Below are 21,534 nucleotides of genomic sequence, written 5' to 3' on the forward strand. Positions count from 1 at the left end.
TTGTTGCAGAAATTACTAAGTAATCTTACTTAATATATAGTGAAATTTAGTTCATATAGGAGGGGACTTCGTCCCCTTTTATATTCTTAAAAAAGCTAGGTAAAAAAACTTTTAAATAAAAACAAAAAACATTTGCTTTTTGTAAAAAATGTGATATAATTACCAGAGTGTACAAAAGAATTATTTAATTCTTTTAATCGAAACTTTTAAGGAGGTGCGAAAAGTAAAATGGCTTCTAACAAGTTAAGAATTTACTTAAAAGCTTATGATCACACTTTATTAGATCAATCAGCTAAAAAAATAGTAGAAGTAGCAAAGAAATCTGGAGCAGAAATTGCAGGACCTATGCCACTACCTACAAAGATTAAAAAATATACTGTACTAAGATCAGTACACGTAAACAAAGACTCGAGAGAGCAATTCGAGATGAGAGTGCACAGAAGAATGGTAGAGATTAAAAACTCTAACCCTAAGACAATTGCTTCTTTAACAGCAGTTAACTTACCAGCTGGTGTTGGAATCGAAATAAAGCAAGCATAATTGTTTGAAAGAAAAGATTCTGAGAAAAAAGCAGACGGCTGATTTTCGGGTAATTTGATGCTAATTGAAGAATTAAATTATCCTTACAGAATAATACAAGTTGGCGTTTTTTTTTAAAGAAAAAGTGGTGGAACCACGAGGGCAAGTTGTCAACCAATATATTATTTGATGGAGGTAAAACACATGTCAGGAATTTTAGCAAAAAAAATTGGAATGACTCAAATTTTCGAAGATGGAAAATTTATTCCAGTTACAGTTGTTGAAGCTGGACCTAACTATGTTCTTCAAAAGAAGACTGTAGAGAATGATGGTTACTCAGCTTTACAATTAGGATTTGACGAGAAAAAAGAAAAAAATACTACAAAGCCATTAATGGGAATTTTTAACAAAGCTGGTGTAAAGCCATTAAGATTTGTTAAAGAGTTAAAAGTTGATTCAGTAGAAGGAATCGAACTTGGACAAGAGATTAAAGTAGATGCTTTAGCAGAGGTTGCTTTCGTAGACATTACAGGAACTTCAAAAGGTAAAGGAACATCAGGAGTTATGAAGAGACATAACTTCAGTGGAAACAGAGCTTCACACGGTGTTTCTAGAAACCACAGACTTGGAGGATCTATAGGAATGTCGTCTTGGCCTGGAAAAGTTCTTAAGAACAAGAAAATGGCTGGACAATACGGAAATGCAACTGTAACAGTTCAAAACTTAAAAATTGTTAAAGTTGACGCAGAAAACAACTTACTACTAATTAAAGGTGCAGTACCTGGTCCAAAGAACGGATATATCGTTGTAAAGCCAGCTGTAAAGAAATAATTAGTTAGTAGATGAGGAAGGAGGAAAATAATGGCAGTTTTAAACATATATGACTTAGCAGGAAACCAAACTGGTACTGTAGAAGTTAAAGATTCTGTATTTGGAATCGAGCCTAATCAAGCAGTATTACATGAAGTATTAACTGCAGAGTTAGCAGCTGCTAGACAAGGAACTGCAGCTACTAAAACTAGAGCTATGGTTAAAGGTGGAGGAAGAAAGCCTTTTAAACAAAAAGGAACTGGTAGAGCTAGACAAGGTTCTATAAGAGCTCCACACATGGTAGGTGGAGGAGTAACATTCGGACCACAACCAAGATCATATGAGAAAAAAGTAAACAAAAAAGTAAGAAATCTTGCTTTAAGATCAGCACTTTCTGCGAAAGTTGCTGCTGGAGAAATCTTAGTTCTTGATGGAACTATCGAAGCTCCAAAAACAAAAACAATAATCGCTTTAACGAATGCTTTAACAGCAAACACAAAGCAATTATTTGTTGTAAATGACCTTGCTACAGAAGCTGATTACAACTTATACTTATCAGCTAGAAACTTAGAGAACGCAGTAGTTCTTCAACCAAATGAGATTGGAGTTTACTGGTTATTAAAGCAAGAGAAAGTTATCGTAACTAAGGAAGCGTTAACGACAATCGAGGAGGTGCTTGCATAATGACTGCTTACGATATCGTAAAGAAGCCTGTAATCACTGAAAAAACTGAAATTTTAAGAAGAGATTACAACAAGTACACATTTGAGGTAAGTCCTAAAGCAAATAAAGTTGAGATTAGAAAAGCTATCGAAACTATATTTAACGTAAAAGTTGAATCTGTAGCTACAATCAACGTAAAGCCAGTTACTAAGAGACATGGAATGAAACTTTACAAGACTCAAGCTAAGAAAAAAGCTATTGTTAAATTAGCTGCTGGAAACACAATAACTTACTTCGCAGAAGTATAATTGAAAGATAATTAGAGGTTTAGTTCTTTATATATAAAAGGATAAAGCTAAAGATAATTATAGGTCAGGAAATTTTGGAGGTTAACAAAATGGCAATTAGAAAGTTAAATGCTATAACTAATGGTACTAGACATATGTCTAGATTAGTTAACGAAGATTTAGATAAAGTTAGACCTGAAAAGTCTTTAACTACTCCATTAAAATCTGCTTATGGTAGAGATAACTATGGACACAGAACTTGTAGAAATAGAGACAAGGGACACAAAAGACTTTACAGAATCATCGACTTTAAAAGAAATAAATTAGATGTACCTGCAAAGGTAGTATCACTAGAGTACGATCCAAATAGAACTGCAAACATTGCATTACTATCGTACGCAGACGGAGAGAAGAGATATATTCTTGCTCCAAAGGGACTTAAGAAAGGTGATATCGTAATGGCTGGTTCAAATGCTGAAATAAAGCCAGGAAATGCTCTTAAATTAAAAGAGATGCCTGTTGGATCACAGATACACAACGTTGAGTTACAAAGAGGAAAGGGTGGACAATTAGTTAGATCTGCAGGAACTGCAGCAAGACTAGTTGCAAAAGAAGGAACTTACTGTCACGTTCAGTTACCATCAGGTGAATTAAGATTAATTCACGGAGAATGTATGGCAACTATCGGTGAAGTAGGAAACTCTGAGCACAGCCTAGTATCACTAGGTAAAGCTGGAAGAAACAGACACAAAGGAAGAAGACCTCACGTAAGAGGATCTGTAATGAACCCTTGTGATCACCCACACGGTGGAGGAGAAGGTAAAGCTCCTGTTGGAAGAAAATCTCCTATGACTCCTTGGGGTAAACCAGCTCATGGTGTTAAGACAAGAGGAAGAAAAACTTCAGACAAGTTTATCGTAAGAAGAAGAAACGAAAAGTAATTTTCGAGAGGAGGCTAATAGGTAATGGCTAGATCATTAAAAAAAGGACCTTTTTGTGACCACCACTTAATGAAAAAAGTTGAGGAAGCAGTAGCTACTGAGAATATAAAAGCGGTAATAAAGACTTGGTCTAGAAGATCAACAATATTCCCTAACTTTATAGGATTAACATTTGGTGTTTACAATGGTAAAAAGCACATACCAGTTCATGTAACTGAGCAAATGGTTGGACATAAACTAGGTGAGTTCGCACCAACTAGAACATACTATGGTCACGGTGTAGACAAAAAGAAAAAGAAAAAATAATCGATTTTAAATTAATAAATTGATAGTAGGAAAAGGAGGTTGGACTAGTGGAAGCTAGAGCAATAACTAGATTCGTAAGATTATCTCCAAGAAAAGCTAGACTTGTAGCAGACTTAGTGAGAGGAAAATCAGCATTAGAAGCTTTAGATACGTTAGAATTTACTAACAAAAAAGCAGCTAGATTTATAAAGAAAACACTAGCATCAGCAATTGCTAATGCAACTAACAACTTCAACATGGATGAGGAGAAGTTAGTAGTATCAACTATAATGATAAACGACGGACCAGCGCTTAAGAGAATAATGCCAAGAGCGATGGGAAGAGCAGATATAATAAGAAAACCAACAGCACACATTGTTGTGGCAGTGTCTGAAAAGTAGTAAGGAGGTAAGACTGTGGGACAAAAAGTAGACCCTAGAGGACTGAGACTTGGAATAACAAGAACTTGGGATTCTATCTGGTATGCAGATAAAAAAGAATACGCAAAGTTCTTCCATGAAGATACAAAGATCAGAGAAATGATCAAAAAGAACTACTTCCACGCGGGAATTTCGAAGGTAAAAATCGAGAGAACTTCTCCGTCACACGTTGTAGTTTTAATACACACAGCTAAAGCTGGAATAATCATCGGAAGAAAAGGTTCTGAAATAGAATCATTAAGAGCTAAACTTGAAGCAATGACTGGAAGAAAAGTTACAGTTAAAGTTCAAGAGGTTAAAGAATTTAATAAAGATGCAACTTTAGTTGCAGAAAATATAGCTACATCTATCGAGAAAAGAGTAGCTTACAAAAGAGCAGTAAGTCAAGCTGTTATGAGAGCAATGAAAGCAGGAGCAAAAGGAATCAAAGTTATGGTTTCTGGAAGATTAAATGGTGCTGAGATCGCAAGATCTGAGTGGGTAGTAGAAGGAAAAGTACCTCTACATACATTAAGAGCAGATATCGACTATGCAACAGCTACATCTCATACAACATATGGAGCTCTTGGAATCAAGGTTTGGATCTTCCACGGTGAAGTACTTCCAACTAAGAAGGAAGGAGGGGAAGCGTAATCATGTTAATGCCTAAAAGAACGAAACATAGAAAAATGTTTAGAGGAAGAATGAAGGGTACAGCTCAAAGAGGTAACACTGTTGCTTTCGGAGATTACGGATTACAAGCCCTTGAGCCAGCATGGATAACAAACAGACAGATTGAATCTTGTAGAGTTGGAATCAACAGAACATTCAAAAGAGAAGGTAAGACTTTTATTAGAATATTCCCTGATAAGCCAATTACTGCTAGACCAGCTGGAGTAAGAATGGGTAAAGGTAAAGGAAACGTAGAAGGTTGGGTAGCAGTAGTTAAACCTGGAAGAATAATGTTCGAGGTATCTGGTGTTACTGAAGAGAAAGCAATAGCAGCTTTAAGAAAAGCTTCTATGAAACTTCCTATCAGATGTAAGATTGTAAAAAGAGAGAATGGTGGTGAGAACTAATGAGAGCTAAGGAAATAAGAGAAATATCTACTGAAGACTTAGTAGTAAAGTGTAAAGAGCTTAAGGAAGAACTTTTCAACCTAAAGTTTCAACTTTCATTAGGACAAGTAACTAACACTGCTAAGATTAGAGAAGTAAGAAGAGAGATCGCAAGAATAAACACTATATTAAACGAAAGATAATTAAATCTTAAAGTTAGGATATAGATTCTTAAGAAGAGGAGGTCAAAATCTTGAGAAACGAGAGAAAAGTAAGAGAAGGAATCGTTGTTTCTGATAAGATGGACAAGACGATAGTTGTTGCTATCGAAACAATGACATTACACCCAATCTACAAAAAGAGAGTTAAGAAGACTATGAAGTTCAAAGCACATGACGAGAACAACGTAGCTCAAACTGGAGATAAAGTAAGAATCATGGAAACTAGACCATTATCTAGAGATAAGAGATGGAGACTAGTTGATATTATAGAGAAAGCTAGATAATAATCCAAATTATTGTTGAGAGGAGGATAATTTAATGGTACAACAACAAACTATCCTTAATGTTGCTGATAACTCGGGAGCTAAAAAACTTATGGTTATAAGAGTTCTTGGAGGATCTAGAAGAAGATTCGGAAGAATCGGTGACATTGTTGTGGCATCAGTTAAGGAAGCAATACCTGGTGGAAACGTTAAAAAAGGAGACGTAGTAAAAGCAGTTATTGTTAGAACAAGAAAAGAATTAAGAAGAGAAGATGGATCATATATTAAATTTGATGATAACGCAGCTGTTATCTTAAATAACAATAATGAACCAAAAGCAACAAGAATATTCGGACCAGTTGCAAGAGAATTAAGAGCTAAAGACTTCATGAAGATAGTTTCACTAGCTCCAGAAGTAATATAATTGAGAGAGGAGGCTAATTGTCGTGGCTAAACCTAAGATTAAATTTGTACCAGAGTCATTACATGTAAAAACTGGAGATACAGTTTACGTAATATCTGGAAAAGATAAAGGAAAAACAGGTAAGGTTTTAAAAGTATTCCCTAAAAAAGGAAAGATCGTTGTTGAGAACATCAATATGATCACAAAACATATGAAACCTTCACAAATAAACCCACAAGGTGGAGTTGTAACTAAACCAGCTCCAATGTTCTCTTCAAAAGTAATGTTATTTGATGAGAAAGCTGGTAAACCAACTAGAGTTGGATACAAGTTTGTGGACGGTAAAAAAGTAAGATACTCTAAAGTATCTGGAGAAACTTTATAAGAGAGGAGGAGAACGTAAGTGTCTAAATACGTTTCTAGATATCATAAGTTATATAACGAAACAATAGTTGCTAACTTAATAAAAGAGTTAGGATTATCTAACGTTATGGAATGTCCAAAATTAGACAGAATCGTTGTTAACATGGGAGTAGGAGAGGCAACTCAAAACTCTAAGTTAATCGATGCTGCAATGGCTGATTTAGCAATAATCACAGGACAAAAGCCAGTTGTAAGAAAAGCAAAAAAATCAGAAGCTGGATTTAAGTTAAGAGAAGGAATGCCAATCGGTGCAAAAGTTACTTTAAGAAAAGAGAGAATGTACGATTTTCTAGATAGATTAGTAAATGTAGTTCTTCCAAGAGTAAGAGACTTCGAAGGAGTTCCAGCGGATTCATTCGACGGAAGAGGAAACTACTCTTTAGGATTAAGAGATCAATTAGTTTTCCCTGAGATCGAATTTGATAAAGTTGACAAGCTTTTAGGAATGTCTATCACTATAGTATCTTCAGCTAAAACAGATGAAGAAGGAAGAGCTTTACTTAAGGCATTCGGAATGCCTTTTAAAAAGTAAATAGTGAGGAGGTTAATAATAAATGGCTAAAAAGTCAATGATCGCTAGAGAAGTTAAAAGAACAACTTTATGCGACAAATATGCTGAAAAAAGAGCTGAGCTGAAGAAGAGAATCAACGAGGGAGATATGGAAGCTATGTTTGAGCTAAACAAATTACCTAAGAACTCTTCAGAAGTTAGAAAGAAAAATAGATGTCAATTAGATGGAAGACCAAGAGGATTCATGAGAGAATTCGGAATTTCGAGAGTTAAGTTCAGACAATTAGCAGGTGCTGGACTTATTCCAGGTGTGAAGAAGTCATCTTGGTAATTGATGAAAGGAGGATTTAATAGATGTTTTTAACAGATCCAATTGCAGATATGTTAACAAGAGTTAGAAATGCAAATGCTGTAATGCATGAGAAAACAGATGTTCCTCACTCTAACGTAAAAGAGAGAATCGCTGAGATTTTAAAAGAAGAGGGATATATTTCTAACTACAAAATTGTAACAGATGGAAATAAAAAGAATATAAGAGTATACTTAAAGTATGACGGAAAAGAAAGAGTAATCAAAGGAATCAAGAGAATATCTAAGCCAGGAAGAAGAGTTTATTCTTCTGTAGAGGATATGCCAAGAGTATTATCAGGTTTAGGAATCGCTATTGTTTCAACTTCTAAAGGAATCGTAACAGATAGAACTGCTAGAAGAGAGAACATGGGTGGAGAAATTCTTGCATTCGTTTGGTAATAACTAGGAGGTAGCCATATGTCAAGAGTAGGTAAAAAGATCATAGTGGTACCTGCTGGGGTAGAAGTTACATTAGCTGCAGGAAACGTAGTTACTGTAAAAGGACCTAAAGGTACTTTAACTAAAAAATTTAACGAAGAGTTAACAATAAATGTAGAAAACAATGAGATCACAGTTGCAAGACCAAACGATCTACCAGCTGTAAGAGCTATACACGGAACTACAAGAGCACTTTTAAACAACATGGTTGTTGGAGTATCTGAAGGTTTCAAGAAAACTCTTACACTTGTTGGAGTTGGATACAGAGCTACTGAGAAAAATGCTGGATTAGAGATGGCTTTAGGTTATTCTCACCCAGTTGTAATCAATGCTGTTGAAGGAATCAAAATGACAGTTGAGAAAAATACAACTATCCACATTGAAGGAATAGAGAAAGATGTAGTAGGACAAGTTGCTGCTGACATCAGATCTAAGAGAGCTCCAGAGCCTTACAAAGGAAAAGGAGTTAAGTATTCTGACGAAGTAATCAGAAGAAAAGAAGGTAAGAAATCATAATACTAACTAAAAAAGGTTAGTGTGCTGAGAATAAGGAGGTTAAAAAGTTGTTTAAGAGAGTTAATAGAGACGCTATTAGAAGAAGAAAGCACTTATCTATCAGAAGCAAGATTTCTGGTACAGCTGAGAGACCAAGACTTTCTATATATAGATCAAACAACAACATTTTTGCTCAATTAGTTGATGACGTAAATGGAGTAACTTTAGTTTCTGCATCTACTATCGATAAAGAGATCAAAGGAAATGTAAAGCACGGTGGAAACATCGAGTCTGCTAAGCTTGTTGGAAAAGCAATCGCTGAAAGAGCTGTAGCAAAAGAAATATCTGTTATAGTATTTGACAGATCTGGATATAAATACACAGGAAGAGTAGCTGCCCTTGCAGAGGCTGCAAGAGAAGCAGGACTTAAATTCTAATTCTTGTAGAGAGGAGGACTTCACTTGTCTAAGTTAGTTAAAGAAGAAAAACAATTTCAAGAGAAATTATTGAAGATTTCTAGAGTTTCTAAGACAACTAAAGGAGGAAGAACTATATCTTTCTCTGTTTTAGCTGCTGTAGGAGACGCTGAAGGAAACGTAGGAATAGGACTAGGAAAAGCGAATGGTGTACCTGATGCAATCAGAAAAGCAATCGCTTCTGCTAAGAAAAACATGGTAAAGGTTTCATTAAAAGGAACTACTATTCCTCACGAAATCGTTGGTAAATGGGGAGCAACATCTATATGGATGGCACCAGCTTATGAAGGTACTGGAGTTATCGCAGGATCATCTTGTAGAGAGATTCTTGAGTTAGCAGGAGTACACAACATCCTTACAAAAATTAAAGGATCAAGAAATAAGTTCAACGTTGCAAGAGCTACAATTGAAGGATTAGCAGCATTAAGAACTGCTGAAGAAGTTGCAGCTTTAAGAGGAAAAGAAGTAAAGGAAATCTTAAGCTAGGAGGTAAAAAAAGATGGCAAAGCTTAGAATAGAGCTTGTAAAAAGCATAATCGGAAGAAAGCCTAACCATATAGCAACTGCAAAGTCGCTAGGGCTTAAGAAGATGAATGATGTTAGAGAGCACAATGTAACTCCAGAATTAATGGGGAAAATTGCTCAAATATCTTACCTAATAAAAGTAGAGGAGGTGCAATAATCAATGAAATTAAATGAATTAAAGCCTTCTGTACCAAGAAAAGCTAGAAAAAGAATCGGAAGAGGAGAGTCTTCTGGATTAGGAAAGACTGCTGGAAAAGGAAGCAATGGACAAAACTCTAGAGCTGGAGGAGGGGTAAAACCTTACTTCGAGGGTGGACAAATGCCTTTATACAGAAGAACTCCAAAGAGAGGATTCTCTAACGCAATATTCAGAAAAGATTATGCAATAATAAACTTATGTGATTTAAATAGATTCGAAGAGGGAACAGAAGTAACTCCAGAGTTATTAGTAGCTGCTGGTGTTATCAAGAAAACTCTTGCTGGAATCAAAGTTTTAGGAAACGGAGAGCTAGAGAAGAAAGTATCTGTAAAAGCTCACAAAGTTTCTGCTTCTGCGAAAGCAGCTATCGAAGCAAAAGGTGGATCTGTAGAGATTCTTGAAGTTAAAACTTTTGCTGATGTAGCAAAAAATAACAAGTAATTAAAAGACTAGTTATTTCAATGTGAGGTGAAGAATTTTGGGTTTAATTGAAAAGTTTGAAACGAAGCTTAGAGGTATATTTAAAATTCCGGAACTGAGAGAGAGAATCATCTTCACCTTATTAATGTTCCTAGTAGCTAGGGTAGGGACATATATCCCTGCTCCTGGTGTGGACATTGATCGTTTGGCTCAAATGACTGCGCAAAGTGATTTACTAGGATATATTAATATGTTCTCAGGTGGGGCTTTCCAAAGAGTATCTATATTTGCATTGGGAATTGTACCATATATCAATTCATCAATCGTATTTAGTTTACTTGCTGTAATTATCCCTAAAATTGAAGAAATTCAAAAAGAGGGAGAATCAGGAAGAAATAAGATTACTCAATGGACTAGATACCTAACAATTGTAATAGCTATAGTCCAAGGAATTGGGGTATGCACTTGGTTACAATCGGTAGGATTAGTAACAACACCAGGGTTTACATTTTTCTTAACAACAATAACAACTTTAACGGCAGGAACAATATTTTTAATGTGGGTAGGGGAACAAATATCTATCAAAGGTATAGGTAATGGAGTTTCGCTACTAATCTTTTTAAATGTTATTTCAGGAGCTCCAGGAGCTGTTATTCAAACTATACAAGATATGAGAGGGAGTAAGTTTCTTATTCCTGTTTTGTTATTAGTGGGGATTGCTGCAATTATAACAATTGCGGGAATTGTTGTATTCCAATTAGGGCAAAGAAAAATACCAGTTCACTATGTAGGAAGAGGATTTGCTGGAAATAATGGAATGGGTCAGAATTCATATATTCCATTGAAGTTAAATAGTTCAGGAGTAATGCCTGTAATTTTCGCTTCAGTGGTGATGATGATACCTTCTTTAGTAGTAAACATGCTTCCCGGAGAGTTTTCTGGAAAGGTAATACTTGCTAGAATATTTGGTGACCAGCATCCTGTATATTTAATACTATATGCTGCTGTAATTATATTCTTCTCGTTCTTCTATACTTCAATAGTTTTCGATCCTGAAAAGGTTGCAGAAAACTTAAAACAAGGTGGAGGTACGATTCCAAGTATTAGACCTGGAGCAGATACGGCTGATTATCTTGAAGGAGTTGTAACTAGAATAACTTGGGGTGGAGCTATATTTTTAGCTTTAATCGCAATTGCACCTATGGTACTATTTAAAGCTTTTGGACTACCAATATTCTTTGGTGGAACAGGAATAATAATAGTAGTAGGGGTAGCACTAGATACTGTACAACAGATAGATGCTCACCTTATCATGAAAGAGTATAAGGGATTTTTATAAAATCTTGGCACGGCATATGTCGTGCCCTTTTTATTTTTAATAAAGGAGATGAATGTAATGAATATAATGTTATTCGGAGCACCAGGTGCTGGAAAAGGAACACAAGCGAAATTCATAATTGATAAATATGGAATTCCACAAATTTCAACTGGTGATATGCTAAGAGCTGCTATATCAGAAGGAACTGAAATGGGAATGGAAGCTAAGAAATTTATGGATGAAGGAAAATTAGTTCCAGATTCAACTATAATAGGAATAATAAAAGATAGATTATCACAGGAAGACTGTAAAAAAGGATTTATTTTAGATGGATTTCCAAGAACATTAGCGCAAGCAGAAGCATTAGAGGTACTATTAAAAGAATTAAATATGAATTTAGATAAAGTTATCTCTTTAAATGTTCCTGATTCATTAATAGTTGGAAGAGTAGTTGGAAGAAGAGTTTGTCCAAACTGTGGAGCATCTTTCCATATTGAAAATAATCCACCAAAAGTAGAGGGGAAATGTGACTACTGTGGATCAGACTTAATTATAAGAAAAGATGATAATAAGGACACTGTTGAAAAAAGATTATCTGCATATCATGAGCAAACAGCACCTCTATTTAATTTTTACTCTGAAAGAGGAGTAATGGTAGAGTTAGACGGAACTAAAGAGATAAATGAAATTGCAAAGGAAATCTTTAATATTTTAGGATAACTTTAGAAACCCAGAAAGGAAAATTATGGTTATAATAAAAACTAGAGAAGAAATAGAAAAAATAAAAAAACCATGTCAATTAATTGCAAGATTATATACAGAATATCTACCAAAATATATAAAACCTGGAATTTCTACATATGAATTAAATAAAATTATTGAAGATTATTTAATTGATAATGGTGCAGAACCAGCTACAATAGGTGTTGGAGGACCAATAAATCCTTATCCAGCAGGTTCTTGTATCTCTGTAAATGAAGAGGTAGTTCATGGGGTTCCAAAAAATGACAAAATTCTTCAAAATGGAGATATTGTAAGTGTTGATGTAGTAGCAAGAATAGATGGATTTTATGGAGATTCAGCAATAACATATGCAGTAGGTGAAATTGATGAAGAATCACAAAAATTAATTGATGTTACTAGAGAAGCGAGAAGAATTGGAATTGAAGAAGCAGTTGCAGGAAATAGACTTGGTGATATAGGAAATGCAATCCAAAAATATGTAGAATCAAATGGATTTACTGTAGTTAAAGATTTTGCTGGGCACGGAGTAGGAAAAGCTATGCATGAAGATCCTTGTATCCCAAACTTTGGTAGAAAAGGTAGAGGGTTAAAAATCGAGGAAGGTATGGTTTTAGCTATAGAACCAATGGTTAACATTGGAACTTACAAAGTGAATATAACTAATGATGGATGGACAGTAGTAACAAGAGATGGGAAGCGTTCAGCACATTTCGAGCACACTGTTGCCATAATAGATGGAAAACCTGTTGTTTTAACTGAGTTAGACTAATAAAAATAACAATAAAAATGTTAAAAATTAGCTAGACTTTTTGTAAAATAAATGTTAAAATAATATGAATTTCTGTTCGATAGGAGGTAGTATGTCGAAAAAGGATGTTATCGAATTAGAAGGAACTATATTAGAGGCCCTTCCAAATGCGATGTTTAAGGTTGAATTAGAAAATGGACACACAATTTTAGGGCACATCTCTGGTAAAATGAGAATGAATTACATTAAAATTTTACCTGGAGACAAAGTAACGGTACAAATTTCTCCATATGATTTATCTAGGGGAAGAATAGTATACAGAAAAAAGTAAAGTTATGATCACGAGAGGAGGTAATTAAGTGAAAGTAAGAGTATCAATTAAGCCTATTTGTGACAAATGTAAAGTTATCAAGAGACACGGGAAAATCAGAGTAATCTGTGAAAACCCTAAGCACAAACAAGTACAAGGATAACTTGAAAAGTTTTGCAAACTAGTACTGACATGGGAAGTACTGTAAAGGTATGTTAGGCTGTAGAGCTAGTACTCGAAAGAGGCATACCGAAGAAAGTCTTAGTCAGTTAATATACTGACGGATATATAAAATTTTCGGAAGAGGAGGAAAAATTTTGGCTAGAATCGCAGGAGTAGATATTCCTAGAAACAAAAGAATAGAGATTGCTCTAACTTACGTTTACGGAATTGGAAAACCAACTTCACAAAAAGTATTAACAGAAGCAGGAGTAAACTTTGACACTAGAGTAAAGGATTTAACTGAAGAAGAGTTAAACAAAATCAGAGCCATTGTTGAAACTATCAAGGTAGAGGGAGATCTTAGAAAAGAGATCAGACTTGCAATAAAGAGACTTATGGACATCAGATGTTACAGAGGTTCAAGACACAAGATGAACTTACCAGTAAGAGGACAAAAGTCAAAAACAAATGCAAGAACTAGAAAAGGACCTAAAAAGCCTATAAAGAGATAGTTTAAAGCTAATTGTAGTATATAAGAACGGAATTTTATCGTAAGGAGGTAGCTAAATTGGCTAAGAAGAAAGTAGCTAAAATCAAGAAGAAATTGAAAAATATTCCTAACGGAGTAGCTCATATACACTCAACTTTCAACAACACAATAGTAGCAATTACTGATGTGGAAGGTAAAGTAGTAAGCTGGAAATCAGGAGGAACTTCTGGTTTTAAGGGAACTAAAAAAGGAACTCCATTCGCAGCTCAAATCGCAGCAGAGCAAGCAGCTCATATTGCAATGGAAAACGGAATGAAGAAGGTTGAAGTAAAAGTGAAAGGACCTGGATCAGGTAGAGAAGCATGTATAAGATCTCTACAGGCAGCAGGATTAGAGGTTACAAAGATAACTGACGTAACTCCAGTTCCACACAACGGATGTAGACCACCAAAAAGAAGAAGAGTGTAATACACTTTTCTAAGCTCATTATCGTAGAAATTTATTAAGTGTAAGGAGGAACAATAAAGAGATGGCAAGAAATAGACAACCTGTTTTAAAGAAATGTAGAGCTCTTGGAATCGACCCAGTTGTTTTAGGAGTTAACAAATCTTCTAATAGAGGGCCAAGACCAAATGCAAATAGAAAGCCTACAGAGTATGCAATTCAGTTAAACGAAAAGCAAAAAGCTAAATTTATATACAATGTAATGGAGAAGCAATTCAGAAAATTATATGATGAGGCTTCAAGAAAGGATGGAGTTACTGGTTTAACTTTAATCCAATATTTAGAGAGAAGATTAGAGAACGTAGTTTACAGACTAGGATTCGCTAAAACTAGAAGACAAGCTAGACAAATAGTGTCTCACGGACACGTTGCTGTTAACGGAAGAAGAGTTAACATCGCATCTTATAGAGTAAAAGCAGGGGATGTAGTATCTGTAATTGAGAACTCAAAAAATATCGAGTTAATCAAATCTGCAGTAGAAGAGAAAACAGTTCCAGCATGGTTAGAGTTAGATAAAGCTAACTTCGCAGGAAAAGTTCTTCAGAACCCAACTAAAGACGATTTAGATTTCGATTTAAACGAAGCTTTAATAGTTGAGTTCTATTCAAGATAATAAATCCTTTGACAGGAGTTGATTAAATGTTAAAAATAGAAAAACATGCTAAGGGTATTAACATTACCGAATTAAAAACAAGTGACTTTTCTGGTCAATATGTTATAGAACCTTTATATAGAGGATATGGACATACAATTGGTAATGCTTTGAGAAGAGTTTTACTATCATCTATACCTGGTGCTGCCGTTAAAGGTGTTAGAATCGACGGAGTACTAAGCGAGTTTTCAGTTATGGAAGGTGTTAAAGAGGCTGTAACTGAAATAATGCTAAATGTAAAAGAGGTAGTAATAAAGGCAGAAACTGCTGGAGAAAGAAAAATGACTCTTTCTGCAAAGGGACCTAAGACTGTTACAGCTGCTGATATAATACCAGATATCGGATTAGAGATTGTAAATCCAGATCAAATTATTTGTACATTAACTACAGATAGAGAGATCGATATGGAATTCATAGTTGATACTGGTGAAGGATTTGTTGTTGCTGAAGAGATAGAGAAAAAAGATTGGGCTGTAGATTTTATAGCAGTTGATGCTATATATACACCAATCAGAAAAGTATCTTACTCAGTTCAGGATACAATGGTTGGAAGAATGACTGATTTCGATAAGTTAACTTTAAACATAGAAACAGACGGAAGTGTTGAGATAAGAGATGCTATTTCTTATGCAATAGAGCTTCTAAAGTATCATTTAGATCCGTTCCTTGACTTAGGGAATAGAATGGATCACTTAAGAGTAGATCTTGAGGAAGAGGAGGAAACTCCTACATCAACTGCTAAGGCTGATGATGTATTAAATACAAGAATAGAAGAGCTAGATTTAACAGTTAGATCATTTAACTGTTTAAAGAAAGCTGGAATAGAGGAAGTTGGACAGTTGGCAAGAATGTCAATGAACGAACTTCTAAAAATAAAGAATCTAGGAAGAAAATCACTAGATGAGATCCTTGAAAAGATGAAAGAACTTGGGTTCGATCTAAATGGAAATGGATCTGTAGAATAATTAGATAAGGAGGCTAACTGACTAATGAACCACAATAAATCATATAGAAAGTTAGGGAGAAGAGCTGACCATAGAAAAGCTATGTTAATGAACTTAACAATATCTCTAATTTTATCAGATAGAATAGAAACTACTGTTACTAGAGCAAAAGAGCTTAGAAAGTTTGCTGAGAGAATGGTTACTCTTGGTAAAAAAGGAACTCTTGCGCACAGAAGACAAGCTTTCGCTTTCTTAAGAAGCGAAGAGGCTGTAGCTAAGTTATTTAATGATTTAGCACCAAAGTACGCTGAGAGAAACGGTGGATACACAAGAATCATCAGAACTTCTGTAAGAAAGGGAGATTCTGCTGAGATGGCTATAATCGAATTAGTTTAATTCTAATTCGTTTGAAAGGAGAACTACATTGTAGTTCTCCTTTTTTTATTTGAATACTACAATAATAAACAAAATAAAAAAAATGTCCTAAATTTTAATTATTGTATACAAAAACTTTTTTTTCTTCAAAAAACAAACAAAATGTATTGCAAATTAGAATTGTTTAATGTATAATATATCCATAAAGTGCCTAGGGGGACTTATATATATTTTTATATTATTTGGAGGTTAAGATGTTAAAGGGAACTGTTAAATGGTTTAACAAAGAAAAAGGATTTGGTTTTGTAACATGTGAAGAGGGGAAAGATTATTTCGTACACTTTACTGGAATTATCGGGGATGGATTTAGAACTTTAGAAGAGGGTCAAAATGTTTCATTTATCGTAGAAGAAGGAAACAAGGGACCAATAGCTAAAGAAGTAACTGCAGCTTAATATAGATATGAAACCAAGAGTGAAATTAACATTTCACTCTTTTTTTTATAAAAAAAATCAGAAAATATGTTAGAATATAGTATATTCTATTTTAAGGAGATGGCAATGATATTAGGATTAACTGGTGGCATAGGAAGTGGAAAATCTACAGTTAGTAAAATCTTTTTATCTATGGGAATTAAAGTTTTTGATGCTGATTTAATAGCTAAAGACATTTTAGAAACTGAACAAGTAAAAGAGGAAATAAAAGAAAAACTCGGAAAAGAGTTTATAAATTTAAAAAGTAATTCTGTAGATAAAGAATTATTAAAAAAAGAGGTTTTTAATAACTCAAAAAAATTAAATATATTAAATGGAATAGTTCATCCTAGAGTTGTAGATATATATAAAAAAAAATATTTAGAATTTAAAGATAAAAAAGAGATTGTAATTTTTGATGTTCCATTATTGTTTGAAGTTAATTTAGAGAGATATTGTGATAAGGTAATAGTTGTAGATATAGATTTAAAGGTCCAAATAGAAAGAATTAAAAATAGGGATAATATTGACGTTGCTCTAATAAATAAAATAATAGCTGCTCAAATGTCTAGAGAAGAAAGAAATATAAAAGCAGATATTTTAATTGAAAATAATGGAAGTTTAGAGGAGTTAAAACAAAAAATAGAAAAAATAATCAAAGATATAGAAAGAGGAAAAATATGAAAATAGTTGCTCCAGCAGGAAGCATTGAAAGATTTCACGCCGCTATAAAAGCAGGTGCAGACGAGATATACATGGGATTAAAAGGTTTTGGTGCAAGAAGGAACGCTGTAAATTTGACTTTAGAAGAGTATAAAGAAGCATTAGATTATGCACATGCAAGAGGAGTAAAAGTATTCTTAACATTGAATACTATAATGATGGATGTTGAGATAGAAGCAATAGCTATAAATTTAAGAGAACTATATAAACATGGATTAGATGCAGTTATTGTTCAAGATTTTGGATTAGCAGAGTTTATAAAAATTAATTTTCCTGGGTTAGAGCTACATGGAAGTACACAAATGACTGTAGCAAATCATATAGAGGCAAATTATTTAAAATCTATTGGTTTTGAAAGAGTTGTTTTACCTAGAGAGTTAACTTTTGAAGAGATAAAAGAAATAAGAGAAAAAAGTGATATTGAGTTAGAGATATTTGTTTCAGGAGCATTATGCATATCTTATTCAGGGAATTGCTATATGAGCAGTTTTATAGGTGGACGTAGTGGAAATAGAGGAATGTGTGCACAACCTTGTAGAAAAAAATATACTTCTGATGGAAATGATGAAGGGTATACTTTAAGCCCAAAAGATCAGTTATATGGATACGATGAAATTCAAAAATTAAAAGAGATTGGGATAGATAGTATTAAGTTAGAAGGAAGAATGAAAGAACCTAATTATGTATTTCAAACAGTTAATTATTATAAAGAGTTAATTGATGGAAATAACATTGAAGAAAAAAGTTCACAAATATTTAATAGAGGTTATAGTACTGGGTATTTTTATAAAGATAGAAAAGATATAATGAATAAAAGTTTTGCCAGCCATTTAGGAAAAAATCTAGGAGAATTTAATGGAAAAGAATTAAAATTGAAAGAAAAAATAATCTTAGGAGATGGAATAACTTTTTTATCCAAAGATTATGAAAAAATTGGTGGAACTTATATAAATAAAATAGATACTAGATTTGAGAGAAGTAAAAGAGAAGCTAACATTGGAGAAACTTTAATATTAAGAGATATTCCAAAAGAAACAAAGTATATATATAGAAATTACTCTAAAGAAATTAGTGATTTAATTGAATCAAAAATGAAAACAACAGATAAAAAACATGTTATAGATATAGAATTCAAAGGTAAAATTGGAGAGAGAGCTAAAGTAATAGTTTCAACATTAAATAATAGATTTGAACTAATAAAAGTATCATTAGAAAGCGAAGAGACAATAGAAAAAGCTAAAAATAAAGGTACATCACAGGATGTTATAAGTGAGAAGTTATTAGAGATAGGTGATACAACATTTGTTGGATTTATAAAAAATATTGAAATAGATGAGAATATATTTTTACCAATTTCTACGTTAAAACAATTAAAAAGAGATGCGGTAAAACTTCTTCTAGAAAAGTTAATATTAAGTTATAGGAAAGAAAGCTGTAATGAGTTAGTAAAATTATCTAAAAAAGAGGTTAGTGAAAAAAGTAGTATATTATCAGCAATAGTTTCAACAGATGAACAAAAAAATATTTTAATTTCTTACGGAATAGATAAGATATATTTTAAAGGGTATGATGTAGCAAGAGAAGAAAATTTAGAAAAAATAGATTTATCAAATAAAATGGCAAGTAATTTATACCAAGCTTTAGAAAATAAAAATACACAAATAACACTGGGATGGAATTTAAATATATCAAATCGTTATGCCTTTGACCACTTCTCTAATATAGAGAAAATAGACACAATTATAGTTTCTCCTGAAATTAGTTATAGAAGATTAGAAGAGATGGGAGAAACAAAAATAAAAAAAGCTATATTAGCATATGGAAGACCAAGAGCTATGTATACAGAGTTATCTTTAGGAGATGAAGAAGTAAAGGTTATAGAAAATGAGCAAGGAGATAAGTTTACAATAATAAAAAATAGTATAGGAAATAGTGAGATTTATTTAGAAAAGCCATTAAATATACTTAAAGATAGAAAATATTTAGAAAAAATTGGAATCTCTGAACTAGTTTTAGAGTTTACAACTGAAACACCTGAGGAGATAAAAGATATTCTAGATGGAAAGGGAATGTATAAACCTTATAACTATGAAAAAGGAGTGTTTTAATGAATAGAAAAGTAGTTAAAAATTTAGCAACAGTATTTGGTTTAGGAGAGATGCCAGTAGCTCCAGGAACTTTTGGAACTCTAGGAGGAATTCCAATATATGTAGGATTGGTACTTTTAAAAAAAATATTTCCAAATAATATGATTTATAACTCGTTTTACTTTATGTTTTTAATGACATTCTTTGCAATTTCTGTTTATATTTGCGATATAGCAGAAAGAGAAATTTTTAAAGAGAAAGATCCCCAAAAAGTTGTAATAGATGAGGTATTAGGATTTTTGACGACACTTTTTTTAATAAATCCAGTTGGTATATTTCAAACTATTATGGCTATAATAATAGGATTTGTAATCTTTAGATTTTTTGATATAACTAAAATAGGTCCTATTTATAAATCGCAATTTTTTGGAAATGGAGTTGGAGTTGTTTTAGATGACTTTTTAGCTGGAGTTATTGGGAATTTTTTAATGGTTTGTATATGGACAATATTTTTCTAAGAGGTAGATAAAATGAGATGTACTTTAATATTAGTTGGAACAGAACTTTTAAATGGAGCAACTTTAGATACAAATAGTGTATTTATGGCTGAAGAATTAAATAAAGTTGGAATAAAAATTGATTTTAAATTAACGGTAGGAGATTCATTAGAAAAAATAGAAAAGGCTTTAGTATTTGCTAAACAAACAAGTGATTTAGTGATATTATCTGGAGGATTAGGTGCAACAGATGATGATTTAACTAAAGAGGCAATAAGAAAATTTTTAAATAAAAAATTTATAATAGATGATGGAGAATTGGAAGAGTTAAAAGAAAAATTTAAAAAATTAAATATCCAGTTTTTAGATAAAAATCATAAAGAGGTTGAAAAGCCAGAAGGAGCAATTTCAATAAAAAATGATGTAGGGATGGCACCAGCATTTTACATTGATGGAATTGCAGCATTCCCAGGAGTACCTAGAGAATTATATAATATGTTTCCAAAATTTTTAAAATTTTATACAGAAAAATTTTGTGTTGATTTAGATCCAATTTATATTAAAGATATAATAGTTTCTGGAATTCCAGAATCAATACTGGAAGAGAAGATTAAAGAGTATTTCATAGATCCTAATATAGAGTATGAGTTTTTAGTTAAGGATTATGGTATAATAGTTAGGATGCAAACATCAAATAGACATAAAATCACAGTGGAAAAAATCAAGGAAAAGATATATAATAGTATAGGAAAATATATATTAGGCGAAGATAAAGAAAAAATTGAAGATAAAATTTTTAATATTTTAAAAAAGAAAAATTATTCACTTTCTGTAGCAGAATCTTGTACAGGAGGAATGTTATCTTCAACGTTTGTTACAATACCAGGAATATCAGAATATTTTCAAGAGGGAATAATAACATATAGTAACGAATCAAAGGTAAGTCGATTAAAAGTAGACAAAAATTTAATAGAAAAATATGGAGCTGTTAGTAAAGAAGTAGCAGAAAAAATGGTGAATGGATTAACAACCGATGTAGGAATTTCTACAACAGGAGTTGCAGGTCCTGGTGGTGGAACTCAGGAAAAACCTGTAGGATTAGTTTATATTGGAGTTAAAGTTAAAGAAAAGATAGTAAGCTTTAAATTCAATTTCACAGGGGATAGGGAAAAGATAAGAAAAAAAGCAGTTCTCCATAGTCTATTTGAACTATATAAAATCTTAGAGGAGGATGAATAAAAAGTGAGTATAGGAGAGAGAATAAAAAAAAGTAGAAATGAAAAATCATTATCATTAAGAGAGTTAGCAACAATGGTTGATTTATCAGCTAGTTTTTTATCACAAATAGAGCAAGGAAAAGCATCTCCTTCAATTGAGAACTTAAAAAAAATAGCAAATTCATTAGATGTAAGAGTTAGTTATCTGATTGAGGATGAAGAAGTAAAGAAAAATTCAGATTTAATTAGAGCAAAAGAAAGAAAATATGTAGAAAGTGTTGATTCAAATACAACAATTTCTTTATTAACATCATCAAATATAGAGAAAAGTATGGAGCCAATTTTATATGAGATTGGTCCTGGTGGTGAAAGTGGAAGAAGTTACTATACTCACCATGGAGAAGAGTTTATATTTATTCTTGAAGGAAGTTTAGATATATATATAGAAGAAACAGTTCATAGTTTACATGAAGGAGATAGTTTCTATTTTAAATCTAGTCAAAAACATAGATTTAAAAATAATTCAGATAAAAGAGCTAGAGCTCTTTGGGTGGTAAATCCACCAACATTCTAAAAATGGAGG

At 32.8% G+C, this 21,534-nt stretch carries 37 protein-coding genes; all 37 read left to right on the forward strand.

Annotated elements, in window-relative coordinates:
* Window positions 1–228 precede the first annotated feature (228 nt).
* The 37 genes from rpsJ (at window position 229) to HMPREF0202_RS10895 (ending at window position 21,525) form a co-directional block, all read left to right on the forward strand.
* The gene (gene rpsJ, locus HMPREF0202_RS10715; protein ID WP_023050803.1) at window positions 229–540 is read left to right on the forward strand and encodes a 30S ribosomal protein S10; all 312 of its coding nucleotides are present in this window, start codon (window positions 229–231) and stop codon (window positions 538–540) included.
* Between the two features lie 183 nt (window positions 541–723).
* Complete coding sequence (rplC, locus tag HMPREF0202_RS10720) at window positions 724–1,350, forward strand: 50S ribosomal protein L3 (RefSeq protein WP_040407289.1); 627 nt, start codon at window positions 724–726, stop codon at window positions 1,348–1,350.
* A gap of 30 nt (window positions 1,351–1,380) precedes the next feature.
* Window positions 1,381–2,013 carry a 50S ribosomal protein L4 gene (rplD, locus tag HMPREF0202_RS10725; protein WP_023050805.1) on the forward strand — a complete coding sequence of 211 codons (633 nt, stop codon included), beginning with the start codon at window positions 1,381–1,383 and terminating at the stop codon, window positions 2,011–2,013.
* The gene (rplW, locus tag HMPREF0202_RS10730; RefSeq protein ID WP_023050806.1) at window positions 2,013–2,300 is read left to right on the forward strand and encodes a 50S ribosomal protein L23; all 288 of its coding nucleotides are present in this window, start codon (window positions 2,013–2,015) and stop codon (window positions 2,298–2,300) included. The genes rplD and rplW overlap by 1 nt, the downstream gene beginning before the upstream one ends.
* Window positions 2,301–2,389: 89 nt before the next feature.
* Window positions 2,390–3,220 (forward strand): 50S ribosomal protein L2, encoded by an 831-nt coding sequence (gene rplB / locus HMPREF0202_RS10735; protein WP_023050807.1) that lies wholly within the window; start codon window positions 2,390–2,392, stop codon window positions 3,218–3,220.
* Window positions 3,221–3,244: 24 nt separating this feature from the next.
* On the forward strand, window positions 3,245–3,526 hold the full coding sequence (gene rpsS, locus HMPREF0202_RS10740; protein ID WP_023050808.1) for a 30S ribosomal protein S19: 282 nt from the start codon (window positions 3,245–3,247) through the stop codon (window positions 3,524–3,526).
* Window positions 3,527–3,573: 47 nt separating this feature from the next.
* Window positions 3,574–3,906 carry a 50S ribosomal protein L22 gene (gene rplV, locus HMPREF0202_RS10745; RefSeq protein WP_023050809.1) on the forward strand — a complete coding sequence of 111 codons (333 nt, stop codon included), beginning with the start codon at window positions 3,574–3,576 and terminating at the stop codon, window positions 3,904–3,906.
* A gap of 15 nt (window positions 3,907–3,921) precedes the next feature.
* A complete protein-coding gene (gene rpsC, locus HMPREF0202_RS10750; RefSeq protein ID WP_023050810.1) occupies window positions 3,922–4,578 on the forward strand; it encodes a 30S ribosomal protein S3 in 657 nt (218 codons plus the stop codon).
* A 2-nt stretch (window positions 4,579–4,580) separates the two neighbouring features.
* Window positions 4,581–5,003, forward strand: a complete 423-nt coding sequence (rplP, locus tag HMPREF0202_RS10755; RefSeq protein ID WP_023050811.1) for a 50S ribosomal protein L16 — start codon at window positions 4,581–4,583, stop codon at window positions 5,001–5,003.
* Complete coding sequence (rpmC, locus tag HMPREF0202_RS10760; protein ID WP_023050812.1) at window positions 5,003–5,185, forward strand: 50S ribosomal protein L29; 183 nt, start codon at window positions 5,003–5,005, stop codon at window positions 5,183–5,185. Before rplP ends, rpmC begins: the two co-directional genes overlap by 1 nt.
* Window positions 5,186–5,235: 50 nt before the next feature.
* Window positions 5,236–5,487 carry a 30S ribosomal protein S17 gene (rpsQ, locus tag HMPREF0202_RS10765; RefSeq protein WP_023050813.1) on the forward strand — a complete coding sequence of 84 codons (252 nt, stop codon included), beginning with the start codon at window positions 5,236–5,238 and terminating at the stop codon, window positions 5,485–5,487.
* 34 nt (window positions 5,488–5,521) lie between these two features.
* Window positions 5,522–5,890: a 50S ribosomal protein L14 gene (gene rplN / locus HMPREF0202_RS10770; RefSeq protein ID WP_023050814.1), complete on the forward strand. Its 369-nt coding sequence runs from the start codon at window positions 5,522–5,524 to the stop codon at window positions 5,888–5,890.
* A gap of 22 nt (window positions 5,891–5,912) precedes the next feature.
* Window positions 5,913–6,254: a 50S ribosomal protein L24 gene (gene rplX, locus HMPREF0202_RS10775; RefSeq protein ID WP_023050815.1), complete on the forward strand. Its 342-nt coding sequence runs from the start codon at window positions 5,913–5,915 to the stop codon at window positions 6,252–6,254.
* An 18-nt stretch (window positions 6,255–6,272) separates the two neighbouring features.
* On the forward strand, window positions 6,273–6,824 hold the full coding sequence (rplE, locus tag HMPREF0202_RS10780; protein ID WP_023050816.1) for a 50S ribosomal protein L5: 552 nt from the start codon (window positions 6,273–6,275) through the stop codon (window positions 6,822–6,824).
* Between the two features lie 22 nt (window positions 6,825–6,846).
* Entirely contained in the window at window positions 6,847–7,134 is a 288-nt protein-coding gene (gene rpsN, locus HMPREF0202_RS10785) for a 30S ribosomal protein S14 (protein ID WP_023050817.1), read from the forward strand.
* A gap of 23 nt (window positions 7,135–7,157) precedes the next feature.
* Window positions 7,158–7,553, forward strand: coding sequence for a 30S ribosomal protein S8 (rpsH, locus tag HMPREF0202_RS10790; protein WP_023050818.1), 396 nt, complete (start codon window positions 7,158–7,160; stop codon window positions 7,551–7,553).
* An 18-nt stretch (window positions 7,554–7,571) separates the two neighbouring features.
* Window positions 7,572–8,108 (forward strand): 50S ribosomal protein L6, encoded by a 537-nt coding sequence (rplF, locus tag HMPREF0202_RS10795; RefSeq protein WP_023050819.1) that lies wholly within the window; start codon window positions 7,572–7,574, stop codon window positions 8,106–8,108.
* Window positions 8,109–8,155: 47 nt separating this feature from the next.
* Window positions 8,156–8,524: a 50S ribosomal protein L18 gene (gene rplR, locus HMPREF0202_RS10800; protein ID WP_023050820.1), complete on the forward strand. Its 369-nt coding sequence runs from the start codon at window positions 8,156–8,158 to the stop codon at window positions 8,522–8,524.
* Between the two features lie 24 nt (window positions 8,525–8,548).
* Window positions 8,549–9,049: a 30S ribosomal protein S5 gene (gene rpsE, locus HMPREF0202_RS10805; RefSeq protein ID WP_023050821.1), complete on the forward strand. Its 501-nt coding sequence runs from the start codon at window positions 8,549–8,551 to the stop codon at window positions 9,047–9,049.
* A gap of 13 nt (window positions 9,050–9,062) precedes the next feature.
* Window positions 9,063–9,245: a 50S ribosomal protein L30 gene (gene rpmD, locus HMPREF0202_RS10810; RefSeq protein WP_023050822.1), complete on the forward strand. Its 183-nt coding sequence runs from the start codon at window positions 9,063–9,065 to the stop codon at window positions 9,243–9,245.
* A 3-nt stretch (window positions 9,246–9,248) separates the two neighbouring features.
* Entirely contained in the window at window positions 9,249–9,728 is a 480-nt protein-coding gene (gene rplO / locus HMPREF0202_RS10815; RefSeq protein ID WP_023050823.1) for a 50S ribosomal protein L15, read from the forward strand.
* A gap of 37 nt (window positions 9,729–9,765) precedes the next feature.
* A complete protein-coding gene (gene secY, locus HMPREF0202_RS10820) occupies window positions 9,766–11,046 on the forward strand; it encodes a preprotein translocase subunit SecY (RefSeq protein ID WP_023050824.1) in 1,281 nt (426 codons plus the stop codon).
* 57 nt (window positions 11,047–11,103) lie between these two features.
* A complete protein-coding gene (locus HMPREF0202_RS10825; protein ID WP_040407298.1) occupies window positions 11,104–11,745 on the forward strand; it encodes an adenylate kinase in 642 nt (213 codons plus the stop codon).
* A gap of 25 nt (window positions 11,746–11,770) precedes the next feature.
* Window positions 11,771–12,538 carry a type I methionyl aminopeptidase gene (map, locus tag HMPREF0202_RS10830; RefSeq protein ID WP_023050826.1) on the forward strand — a complete coding sequence of 256 codons (768 nt, stop codon included), beginning with the start codon at window positions 11,771–11,773 and terminating at the stop codon, window positions 12,536–12,538.
* A 91-nt stretch (window positions 12,539–12,629) separates the two neighbouring features.
* The gene (gene infA, locus HMPREF0202_RS10835) at window positions 12,630–12,848 is read left to right on the forward strand and encodes a translation initiation factor IF-1 (RefSeq protein WP_040407300.1); all 219 of its coding nucleotides are present in this window, start codon (window positions 12,630–12,632) and stop codon (window positions 12,846–12,848) included.
* 28 nt (window positions 12,849–12,876) lie between these two features.
* Entirely contained in the window at window positions 12,877–12,990 is a 114-nt protein-coding gene (gene rpmJ, locus HMPREF0202_RS10840; RefSeq protein ID WP_040407302.1) for a 50S ribosomal protein L36, read from the forward strand.
* A 154-nt stretch (window positions 12,991–13,144) separates the two neighbouring features.
* Complete coding sequence (gene rpsM, locus HMPREF0202_RS10845; protein ID WP_023050828.1) at window positions 13,145–13,501, forward strand: 30S ribosomal protein S13; 357 nt, start codon at window positions 13,145–13,147, stop codon at window positions 13,499–13,501.
* Between the two features lie 56 nt (window positions 13,502–13,557).
* Window positions 13,558–13,947 (forward strand): 30S ribosomal protein S11, encoded by a 390-nt coding sequence (gene rpsK, locus HMPREF0202_RS10850; protein ID WP_023050829.1) that lies wholly within the window; start codon window positions 13,558–13,560, stop codon window positions 13,945–13,947.
* A 61-nt stretch (window positions 13,948–14,008) separates the two neighbouring features.
* Window positions 14,009–14,596: a 30S ribosomal protein S4 gene (gene rpsD, locus HMPREF0202_RS10855; protein ID WP_023050830.1), complete on the forward strand. Its 588-nt coding sequence runs from the start codon at window positions 14,009–14,011 to the stop codon at window positions 14,594–14,596.
* A gap of 26 nt (window positions 14,597–14,622) precedes the next feature.
* Window positions 14,623–15,600, forward strand: a complete 978-nt coding sequence (locus tag HMPREF0202_RS10860) for a DNA-directed RNA polymerase subunit alpha (RefSeq protein WP_023050831.1) — start codon at window positions 14,623–14,625, stop codon at window positions 15,598–15,600.
* Window positions 15,601–15,624: 24 nt separating this feature from the next.
* Complete coding sequence (rplQ, locus tag HMPREF0202_RS10865; protein WP_023050832.1) at window positions 15,625–15,975, forward strand: 50S ribosomal protein L17; 351 nt, start codon at window positions 15,625–15,627, stop codon at window positions 15,973–15,975.
* A gap of 233 nt (window positions 15,976–16,208) precedes the next feature.
* Window positions 16,209–16,409, forward strand: coding sequence for a cold-shock protein (locus HMPREF0202_RS10870; protein WP_023050833.1), 201 nt, complete (start codon window positions 16,209–16,211; stop codon window positions 16,407–16,409).
* A gap of 105 nt (window positions 16,410–16,514) precedes the next feature.
* Window positions 16,515–17,111: a dephospho-CoA kinase gene (gene coaE / locus HMPREF0202_RS10875; protein WP_040407305.1), complete on the forward strand. Its 597-nt coding sequence runs from the start codon at window positions 16,515–16,517 to the stop codon at window positions 17,109–17,111.
* Window positions 17,108–19,258: a peptidase U32 family protein gene (locus HMPREF0202_RS10880; protein ID WP_023050835.1), complete on the forward strand. Its 2,151-nt coding sequence runs from the start codon at window positions 17,108–17,110 to the stop codon at window positions 19,256–19,258. The genes coaE and HMPREF0202_RS10880 overlap by 4 nt, the downstream gene beginning before the upstream one ends.
* Window positions 19,258–19,755: a phosphatidylglycerophosphatase A family protein gene (locus HMPREF0202_RS10885; RefSeq protein WP_023050836.1), complete on the forward strand. Its 498-nt coding sequence runs from the start codon at window positions 19,258–19,260 to the stop codon at window positions 19,753–19,755. Before HMPREF0202_RS10880 ends, HMPREF0202_RS10885 begins: the two co-directional genes overlap by 1 nt.
* A 12-nt stretch (window positions 19,756–19,767) precedes the next feature.
* On the forward strand, window positions 19,768–20,973 hold the full coding sequence (locus HMPREF0202_RS10890; RefSeq protein ID WP_023050837.1) for a CinA family nicotinamide mononucleotide deamidase-related protein: 1,206 nt from the start codon (window positions 19,768–19,770) through the stop codon (window positions 20,971–20,973).
* A gap of 3 nt (window positions 20,974–20,976) precedes the next feature.
* Complete coding sequence (locus HMPREF0202_RS10895; protein WP_023050838.1) at window positions 20,977–21,525, forward strand: helix-turn-helix domain-containing protein; 549 nt, start codon at window positions 20,977–20,979, stop codon at window positions 21,523–21,525.
* Window positions 21,526–21,534: the final 9 nt, after the last annotated feature.

Origin of the sequence: Cetobacterium somerae ATCC BAA-474 (genome assembly GCF_000479045.1) — a bacterium.
Taxonomy (GTDB): Bacteria; Fusobacteriota; Fusobacteriia; order Fusobacteriales; family Fusobacteriaceae; genus Cetobacterium_A; species Cetobacterium_A somerae.

Bases quoted from the DNA above. Each gene is read 5' to 3' on its own strand.
- rpsN (WP_023050817.1), top strand. From the start codon at position 6,847: ATGGCTAAAAAGTCAATGATCGCTAGAGAAGTTAAAAGAACAACTTTA.
- rplC (WP_040407289.1), top strand. From the start codon at position 724: ATGTCAGGAATTTTAGCAAAAAAAATTGGAATGACTCAAATTTTCGAA.
- HMPREF0202_RS10890 (WP_023050837.1), top strand. From the start codon at position 19,768: ATGAGATGTACTTTAATATTAGTTGGAACAGAACTTTTAAATGGAGCA.
- rpsJ (WP_023050803.1), top strand. From the start codon at position 229: ATGGCTTCTAACAAGTTAAGAATTTACTTAAAAGCTTATGATCACACT.
- infA (WP_040407300.1), top strand. From the start codon at position 12,630: ATGTCGAAAAAGGATGTTATCGAATTAGAAGGAACTATATTAGAGGCC.
- rpsD (WP_023050830.1), top strand. From the start codon at position 14,009: ATGGCAAGAAATAGACAACCTGTTTTAAAGAAATGTAGAGCTCTTGGA.
- HMPREF0202_RS10870 (WP_023050833.1), top strand. From the start codon at position 16,209: ATGTTAAAGGGAACTGTTAAATGGTTTAACAAAGAAAAAGGATTTGGT.
- HMPREF0202_RS10880 (WP_023050835.1), top strand. From the start codon at position 17,108: ATGAAAATAGTTGCTCCAGCAGGAAGCATTGAAAGATTTCACGCCGCT.
- rplW (WP_023050806.1), top strand. From the start codon at position 2,013: ATGACTGCTTACGATATCGTAAAGAAGCCTGTAATCACTGAAAAAACT.
- HMPREF0202_RS10825 (WP_040407298.1), top strand. From the start codon at position 11,104: ATGAATATAATGTTATTCGGAGCACCAGGTGCTGGAAAAGGAACACAA.
- rplF (WP_023050819.1), top strand. From the start codon at position 7,572: ATGTCAAGAGTAGGTAAAAAGATCATAGTGGTACCTGCTGGGGTAGAA.
- HMPREF0202_RS10885 (WP_023050836.1), top strand. From the start codon at position 19,258: ATGAATAGAAAAGTAGTTAAAAATTTAGCAACAGTATTTGGTTTAGGA.
- map (WP_023050826.1), top strand. From the start codon at position 11,771: ATGGTTATAATAAAAACTAGAGAAGAAATAGAAAAAATAAAAAAACCA.
- coaE (WP_040407305.1), top strand. From the start codon at position 16,515: ATGATATTAGGATTAACTGGTGGCATAGGAAGTGGAAAATCTACAGTT.
- rplD (WP_023050805.1), top strand. From the start codon at position 1,381: ATGGCAGTTTTAAACATATATGACTTAGCAGGAAACCAAACTGGTACT.
- rpsS (WP_023050808.1), top strand. From the start codon at position 3,245: ATGGCTAGATCATTAAAAAAAGGACCTTTTTGTGACCACCACTTAATG.
- rpsH (WP_023050818.1), top strand. From the start codon at position 7,158: ATGTTTTTAACAGATCCAATTGCAGATATGTTAACAAGAGTTAGAAAT.
- HMPREF0202_RS10860 (WP_023050831.1), top strand. From the start codon at position 14,623: ATGTTAAAAATAGAAAAACATGCTAAGGGTATTAACATTACCGAATTA.
- rplN (WP_023050814.1), top strand. From the start codon at position 5,522: ATGGTACAACAACAAACTATCCTTAATGTTGCTGATAACTCGGGAGCT.
- rpmC (WP_023050812.1), top strand. From the start codon at position 5,003: ATGAGAGCTAAGGAAATAAGAGAAATATCTACTGAAGACTTAGTAGTA.
- rplO (WP_023050823.1), top strand. From the start codon at position 9,249: ATGAAATTAAATGAATTAAAGCCTTCTGTACCAAGAAAAGCTAGAAAA.
- rplP (WP_023050811.1), top strand. From the start codon at position 4,581: ATGTTAATGCCTAAAAGAACGAAACATAGAAAAATGTTTAGAGGAAGA.
- rpmD (WP_023050822.1), top strand. From the start codon at position 9,063: ATGGCAAAGCTTAGAATAGAGCTTGTAAAAAGCATAATCGGAAGAAAG.
- rplB (WP_023050807.1), top strand. From the start codon at position 2,390: ATGGCAATTAGAAAGTTAAATGCTATAACTAATGGTACTAGACATATG.
- rplQ (WP_023050832.1), top strand. From the start codon at position 15,625: ATGAACCACAATAAATCATATAGAAAGTTAGGGAGAAGAGCTGACCAT.